Origin of the sequence: Dietzia sp. CW19 (genome assembly GCF_014145265.1) — a bacterium.
Classification (GTDB): domain Bacteria; phylum Actinomycetota; class Actinomycetes; order Mycobacteriales; family Mycobacteriaceae; genus Dietzia; species Dietzia natronolimnaea.
Genome location: NZ_JAALEE010000499.1, coordinates 1 through 2,582, shown reverse-complemented (window position 1 = coordinate 2,582; position 2,582 = coordinate 1). Strand labels below are relative to the sequence as shown.

Below are 2,582 nucleotides of genomic sequence, written 5' to 3'. Positions count from 1 at the left end.
CGCTAGGGGTCCAGGGGTTTACGCCCGTCGAGATCCCGTAGGAAATCAGGGTCGTCGTCCGGTGCGATCACCCGCGGCGGGGCCGACCGTGAACCGGGCCCGAAGGCCCGCCACAGCAGGATTGCCACGGTCACCACACCGATGAGTGCGAACAGCCAGATCACTCGAACCTCCTTCGCACCACGATACGTATCCTGGTGTTCATGAGCGAGCGAGACGAGTCGGCAATCCCGGCACAGGTGACCACCGGAACCAGGCCCGGCGCACGGCTGGCCCGCAACATGATGTTCTACACCGTGTTGAGACTGCTGATGGTCGTGGCGTTGACCCTGGTCATCATAGGGATCGGCCGCCTCGCCGGGGTGGACGTCCCGGTGCTCGTCGCGGCGATACTCTCGGTGGTGGTCGCGCTACCGTTGTCCATGATCCTGTTCACCCGCCTGCGCGCGGAGATCAACTCCGACATCTCGGCGGTCGACGCCGACCGGCGGGCCAAGCGCGAGGACCTGCGTCGTCGGATGGACGAGGCCTGACCTAGCTGGTCGGTGCGGGCCAGGGCAGCGCCGGGAGCTGCTCCGACCCGAACGAACCCCTCCACCCGAACGGCGGCAGGACCGAGTTCTGGGCTGCCGGGGGTTCGGACTCGACGGTTCCGGGCGCGGTCGGCACCTCTGTCGGCGCCGGTTCCGTGGATCCGGTGGTGGGTTGGCTGACCTGTCCCCCGGTCGTGGTGGTCTCGACCTCGCCCGGGGTGGAGGGCTCCGTGCCTCCGGGAGAGGTGGGCGGGCTGGTCGGTGAGGTGGTCGGCGGCGTCGTGCCCTCCGGTGGGGTCACCGGCGTGCCCGGTGTCGTCTCCTCGGTGGTGCCGTCGCCCGGACCGTTCTCCGTCGGCTCGTCCGGGTCCCCGTCGGGCTCGTCGGCGTCGAACCACGGATCCTGCACACCGACGTCCGTCCGCGGTTGGGCCGGAGTCCACTGGGTGGTCGGGGTGCCCGCCGCGGGCTGGCGGGGAGGAGCGTAGGTCCCCGTCTCGTCGTCGGCGACGTACAGCGCACCCGGGGCGGGCTGCACCCCGATGTAATAGCGGCTGAGGCAGTGGTCGGTGACGCTCTGGCTACCGTCCGTGAAGACGGTCATCCCGGGGGTGCCGCCGTCGGCCTCGGTCGCGCACCGCGCGATGAAGCGACCCGGTTGGGTCTCACGCTCGGTCGGTTCGGCCGCGGAGGTCAGTTCGGTGGCAGAGGCGGACCCCGGGGCTTCCGACAGGACCTGCGGATCCGGCTGTGCGCACGACGCCGCCACCAGCGCGATCGCGCCGGCGGACAGGAGCACCCGAATTTGCATAACGATAGTGTCTCAGTTCCGTCAAAGGATGGCTACCGGTCGACGCTGTGGAACACGTCATGCCGGGGGTCAGATGCCGGCCGCCCGCGTGCGGACCGCGCCGAGTGAGGCCACGGCGGCGGCGAGGACGGCGGCCCCGAGCCCACCGACTCCCACCGTGATCAGATCGGTCACCGGTGGCGCGATGTTACCGGCGATCCCGGGGCCCACCATGGCGACCGCGCCGAGCCTGCCGAACGCCGCACCCAGGACCACCCCGAGTGCCGAGGCGCTCGCCGCCACCAGTGCGGTCTCCGCGACGAGCATCAGCCACACGCCGGTCCGGGTGACGCCCACGCCGCGGAGCAACCCGATCTCGCGCGTCCGCTCCCGGACCGCGAGCGTGAGCGTGTTGACCACTCCCACCAGTGCGAGCGCCACCGCCACCGCCAGCAGGAGCGAACTGGACGTGAGCACGGTCCGGACGGAGCCCGCGATCTGGTCGCGGGAGGCGAACGTCTCGGTGACCGCCAGCGACGGGTCGGCGTCCACCACCGCCGACCTCACCCCGTCGAGCGCCGCCTCGAGGGACCCGCCCTCGAGGTCGTCGTCCATCCGCAGCCACTGCTCGGTGCGCGGGACGAACTGCTGCGGGATCTCCTGACCCTCCGGCCAGGGGGATCCGTCCGGCAGGTGCGCCACGGGCCAGTCGGGGACGCTGCCCGGGGCGGCGAGGGCCCACTGGTCGGACGAGCGGCGCACGACGAGGTCCCGTCCGTCGTCGTCGGTGAAGAAGCGGAACCGGACGGTGTCGCCGTCACGGGCGTCCGCGGCGACGGGGGAGGACTCGGGCAGCACGATCTCGCCCGGGCCGGGAAGGGTGACCTCGCGGCGCATCACCTGTGCCACCCGTGACGGATCGGCCACGCGCAGGACCGTGCGCCTACCGTCGTCGTCGCGGGCGTACATGTCGACGACGACGAGGGAGTCCGCCACCCCGTCCAGTCCCGCCAGCTGCTCGGGCAGCCCGCCGGGCAACATCCCGTCGGGTGCGGTGACGGCAACGTCCAGCGGGACGCGGTCGACCAGTCGCGACTCGATGGCGGGCCCCAGCAGGGCGATCCCGGTGACCATGGTCGAGGTGAGGGTCACGCCCACCAGCACGGCGGCCGAGGTGGCGGCCGTGCGGCGCGGACTGCGCGCGGTGTTGCGTGCGCCGAGCAGGCCGACGGGTCCGAGGACCGGTCCGACCACAGTGC

4 protein-coding genes are annotated in these 2,582 nt (G+C 71.9%); 1 reads left to right on the top strand and 3 read right to left on the bottom strand.

The window, feature by feature from the left end; translation table 11 throughout:
* Window positions 1-2: 2 nt before the first annotated feature.
* Window positions 3-164, bottom strand: coding sequence for a hypothetical protein (locus G6021_RS14225; protein ID WP_182641558.1), 162 nt, complete (start codon window positions 162-164; stop codon window positions 3-5).
* Between the two features lie 39 nt (window positions 165-203).
* On the opposite strand from G6021_RS14225, the gene G6021_RS14220 reads away from it, so the two are divergent.
* Complete coding sequence (locus tag G6021_RS14220) at window positions 204-533, top strand: DUF4229 domain-containing protein (protein WP_179523207.1); 330 nt, start codon at window positions 204-206, stop codon at window positions 531-533.
* A gap of 1 nt (window position 534) precedes the next feature.
* On the opposite strand, the gene G6021_RS14215 is transcribed toward G6021_RS14220, so the two are convergent.
* Both G6021_RS14215 and G6021_RS14210 read right to left on the bottom strand, forming a co-directional pair.
* Window positions 535-1,344 carry a hypothetical protein gene (locus G6021_RS14215; RefSeq protein WP_182639291.1) on the bottom strand — a complete coding sequence of 270 codons (810 nt, stop codon included), beginning with the start codon at window positions 1,342-1,344 and terminating at the stop codon, window positions 535-537.
* A gap of 69 nt (window positions 1,345-1,413) precedes the next feature.
* The coding region (locus G6021_RS14210) for an ABC transporter permease (RefSeq protein ID WP_182641557.1) at window positions 1,414-2,582 on the bottom strand (1,169 nt) is incomplete at its 5' end.